Source organism: Polaromonas sp. P3_C2, from assembly GCF_056402675.1.
Map to the genome: position 1 here is coordinate 1 of NZ_JBFUGX010000352.1, position 4,359 is coordinate 4,359.

The following is a 4,359-nucleotide window of genomic DNA, read 5'->3' on the forward strand; positions in this document are numbered from 1 at the left end:
ATCGCAAAGTGCGCGATCACCCACTGCGGGCAGTTCTGCATGTTGAGCACCACGCGGTCGCCCTTGCGCACGCCCATGCGGTAAAGCGTGGCTGCCAGGCGCTCGGCTTGCCGCATCACTTCGGCATAGCTGAGCGCGCGGTTGAAGAAAACCAGCGCGGGCTTGTCCGGAAAGCGCAACGCGCTGACCGCCAGGTTGTGCCAGAGCGAAGTCGCCGGCGGCGTGATGCTGTGCGGCAGGCGCTTGGGCCAGACCTGGTGGTGCAGGTTGTGCGGAGTTGCTGCGGGGACGGCCTGGCCGGTATTGGAATCAAGGGTCAAGAAAAAGGCTCCAGACAAGTACTGACTTGGGACCCAAGCCTACCCCGAGTCCACACTGCCCACATCCGGGAAGCTCCTGATAAAACACTGTCACTTGAGCGACCCGCGCTCACTATGATGGATTGCACCCGCACGGCAGCCCGTGCGAGAGCACATGCATTCCCCTTTCACGGCGGAAGTCCTTCCGGCCTCACCACTTACACGCGGAAATAAAAGCAGAAACATCCAGGAGACACCATGACCCGATTTCTCGCCCTTCGACGCAAAACCCTGATGTCAGCTTGCGCGCTGGCCTTCACAGCGCTGGCGTCTGGCGCAGCGTTCGCGGCTTTTCCCGAAAAGCCCATACGCGTGGTGATCGGCTTCCCGGCCGGCGGGCCGCTGGACCAGCATGCACGCCTCTTGACCGAGCGCCTGCAGGCCGTGCTGGGTCAGCCCATCGTGATCGACTACAAATCCGGCGCCGGCGGCACCGTGGGCGCACAAGACGTCATGAAGGCCGCGCCCGACGGCTACACCCTGATGCTGGCCAACACCGGCGTGATGGTGATCAACCCCGCGCTCTACAGCAAGCTGCCCTACAACACGCTGAAAGACTTCACCCCGATTGCGCGCACCGCCATGCAACCGCTGGCCCTGCTGGTCAACCCCAAGCTACCGGTCAACAACCTCAAGGAATTCATCGCCTACACCAAGGCGAGGCCCGGCCAGGTCAACTACGGATCGGCCGGCAACGGCGGCATCAGCCATCTGGTGCCCGAGATGTTCAAGAATGCCACCGGGCTCTTCATGGTGCACATCCCCTACCGCGGCAGCGCCCCCGCTTTTACCGACCTGATGGCAGGCCAGGTGCAGTTCATGGGCGAATCGATTCCGCAGGCCGCCAACTATCACAAGCAGGGCAAGGTCCGTGCGCTGGCCGTGACCAGCAAGGAGCGCAACCCCGCCCTGCCTGACATCCCGACGGTGATTGAATCRGGCATCAAGGGTTTCGAGGTGGTGGGCTTTTACGGCTTCCTCGCACCCGCAGGCCTGCCCAGGGACGTGACGGCCAAACTCAGCGATGCCTTCAAGCAGGTCATGACCAGCCCGGACATCCGCAACCGCATGGTCACGCAAGGGGCCGACCCTGCCTTCATGGGCAGTGATGAGTTCGCCCAGTTCCTGGCCGCTGAAATGCCGCGCTGGGCCCAGGCGGTCAAGGCTTCCGGTGCCAGGCTGGACTGACAGGATCCGGCGCGGTAGAGGCGCCAGCAGCCAGAGCCACGCGCCTACGCCATTCCCCTTTCTGGTGCAGACGGCCCCAAAACCCCGCAATTTTGGCTCCCAGGCACGCCAGACAGGTGCACATAACTTGTATACCAGTTAATTGAACCAGTTTGGCAGCTGGCACGGGATATGCACTACAGGGTGCATGGCCACAGCCTCCGACATCTCCAACCGCATCATTGAAGCCGTGATGGCGCAAAAGCTTGCGCCCGGCGCGCGCCTGGGCGAGCAGCAGCTGGCCATGTTGTTTGACTGCAGCCGCACCATCGTGCGTGAGGCCCTGACCCGGCTGGCGGTGCGCGGCATCGTTACCGTCAGCAGCCGGCGTGGCTGGTACGTCATCGAGCCTTCGCAGGAAGAGGCGCGCGAAGCCTTCGAGGCGCGCCGCGTGATCGAGATGGGCCTGATCCGCTGTACCGGTGACGTCAGCAAGGCTGCCATCAAGCAGCTCAAAAGCCACCTCACCCGCGAGAAAGCCGCCGTCAAAGGCGACGACGTGGGTCTGCGCAGCTTTTTGCTGGGTGACTTTCATGTGTGCCTGGCCGAATGCCTGGGCAACAGCCTGTTGGCCGATACCCTGCGCGATTTCACCGCGCGCACCACACTCATTGCCATGCTCTACCAGTCGTCGCACGATGCGGCGCAATCCTGCGAAGAGCATGTGCAGATCGTGCAGGCGCTTGAAAAGGGCGACCTGGCCAAGGCCGAAAAACTCATGCAGGCCCATATCGGCAGCGTGCAGGCCGCGCTCAAGCTGCAGGTCGGCGCCGGCGACCCGCTGTCGCATCTGCGCAGCGCGTTGAGTCCGCTCGCCGCGCAAGTGCTTGACAACGCGCCGTCCAAAGATTTGTCCACCCGTGTTCGCAAAGCCGGCCGTGCTTCGGCCAAACCCACTGACGATTCCTCAACCTACCTTGGAGCCCTGCTATGAATTCCAGAAAACGCGTTTTTTCTCTTGCTCTTGCCGCAGCCGCCGTGCTGGGCGCCACCGGCGTCCATGCACAGACTGCGCTGGACGACATCATGAAAGCCAAAGAGATCAAGATCGCGATCCCGACCGACTTCCCGCCCTACGGCATGGTCGGCACTGACCTGAAACCCCAGGGCCTGGACGTGGAAATGGCCGGCTACATCGCGCAAAAACTCGGCGTAAAAATCGAGCTCGTGCCTGTCACCAGCGCCAATCGCATCGCTTATCTGCAAACCAAAAAAGCCGACCTGGTGATCTCCACGCTGGGCAAAAACCCCGACCGGGAGAAAGTCATCGACTTCACGGTGGCCTACTCGCCCTTCTTCCAGGCCGTGTTCGGTCCCAAGAGCGTCAGCGTCAAGTCGTTTGCCGATCTTTCCGGCAAGAGCATCAGCGTCACGCGCGCCGCCCTGGAAGACCAGGAACTGAGCAAGGTTGCACCTGCCGGCGCCGACATCAAGCGCTTTGAAGACAACAACACCACCGTGTCGGCCTACACCGCAGGCCAGGTGCAGCTGATCGCCACCRGCGCCTCCGTGGCCGGCAACATGATGGCCAAGAACCCGCAACTGAACACCGAGTACAAACTGCTGCTCGCCGACAGCCCCAACTTCATCGGCGTGGCCAAAGGTGAAGACAAGCTGCGCCTGAAGGTCAATGAAGTCATTGCCGAAGCCAAGAAAAATGGCGACCTGGACAAGATCGCGATGAAATGGCTGGGCCGCCCTGCCGGCAATCTTCCCTGACCCCCGTTGCGGTTCGCTGCGCGTAACCGCCTCCCCCTTGCAGGGGGCGCCGCTTGTGGCCCGGCTAAGCCGGTTCCACTGCGGCTACTGGTAGGGAAGGCAATCGTCGTTCAACAGGAGAGCACCAGATGCGCGTTGAGTTGGATTTCATGGCCGTGTTGTCGCAATGGCCGCTGCTGGCCATTGGGGTTGCCTGGACGCTGGGCCTGACGGCGATCTCGTCGGTACTCGGCATGTTCATGGGCATGGCGTTTGCCTGGGCGCGCGCCAGCGGGCCCACGTGGCTGCGCTGGGTTGTCGGCACGTATGTGGAGCTGATCCGCAACACGCCTTTTATCGTGCAGCTGTTCTTTATCTTCTTCGGCCTGCCGGCTGCGGGCTTCAGGCTTTCGCCTGAGACGGCCTCGGTGCTGGCGATGGTCATCAACCTGTCTGCCTACGCCACCGAGATCATTCGCGCGGGCGTTGAAGCCACGCCACGCGGACAAATTGAAGCCGCCGAAAGCCTGGCACTCAACCGGGTGCAGATTTATACCCGTGTGGTGCTGCCGCCGGCACTCAAGAAAGTCTGGCCCGCCATGGTGAGCCAGATCATCATCGTGATGCTGGGCTCCGCGGTGTGCGGGCAAATTTCGACGCAGGAGCTGTCTTACGCCGCCAACCTGATCCAGGGCCGCAACTTCCGGGCGTTTGAGGCCTTCATCATCGCCACGCTGATCTATTTGGTGCTCTCCGTTGCGGTGCGCAAGCTCCTCAACTGGATGGGTCCGAAGTTCCTTTTTGGTCGCTAACTGGAAAGGCCGGGCAATACCATGATTGAATTTTCTGTCTGGGATATTTTCAGGAACCTGCTCCTTGCGGCGCGCTGGACCGTTGTGCTGTCGCTCGTCGCCTTCATAGGCGGCGGCATCGTCGGCATGCTGCTATTGGTGGGCCGGCTGTCCGCCACCCGCGCGGTGCCGGGCGCGCAGAAGGCGGCCCTCATCACGCGCCGCGCGCTGGACGGCTACGTGCTGCTGTTCCAGGGAACGCCCTTGCTGATGCAGCTCTTCCT

The 4,359-nt window shown here is 62.3% G+C and carries 5 protein-coding genes and 1 pseudogene; 5 read left to right on the plus strand and 1 reads right to left on the minus strand.

The window, feature by feature from the left end; genetic code table 11:
- Positions 1-320, minus strand: a 320-nt coding sequence (locus tag AC1DWI_RS14820; RefSeq protein WP_477725104.1) for an AMP-binding protein, incomplete at its 3' end; no start/stop codon positions are given.
- A 273-nt stretch (positions 321-593) separates the two neighbouring features.
- Between AC1DWI_RS14820 and AC1DWI_RS14825 the strand changes: the two genes are divergently transcribed.
- From AC1DWI_RS14825 to AC1DWI_RS14845, 5 genes and pseudogenes are all read left to right on the plus strand, one after another.
- On the plus strand, positions 594-1,547 hold the full coding sequence (locus AC1DWI_RS14825) for a Bug family tripartite tricarboxylate transporter substrate binding protein (RefSeq protein WP_477671620.1): 954 nt from the start codon (positions 594-596) through the stop codon (positions 1,545-1,547).
- 187 nt (positions 1,548-1,734) lie between these two features.
- Positions 1,735-2,520, plus strand: a complete 786-nt coding sequence (locus tag AC1DWI_RS14830; protein WP_477671451.1) for a GntR family transcriptional regulator — start codon at positions 1,735-1,737, stop codon at positions 2,518-2,520.
- Positions 2,517-3,305, plus strand: a complete 789-nt coding sequence (locus AC1DWI_RS14835; RefSeq protein ID WP_477725105.1) for a transporter substrate-binding domain-containing protein — start codon at positions 2,517-2,519, stop codon at positions 3,303-3,305. Before AC1DWI_RS14830 ends, AC1DWI_RS14835 begins: the two co-directional genes overlap by 4 nt.
- Before the next feature lie 128 nt (positions 3,306-3,433).
- Positions 3,434-4,096, plus strand: a complete 663-nt coding sequence (locus AC1DWI_RS14840) for an amino acid ABC transporter permease (RefSeq protein ID WP_457279228.1) — start codon at positions 3,434-3,436, stop codon at positions 4,094-4,096.
- A gap of 21 nt (positions 4,097-4,117) precedes the next feature.
- Positions 4,118-4,359 (plus strand): annotated as a pseudogene (locus tag AC1DWI_RS14845) (amino acid ABC transporter permease); the annotation flags it as partial.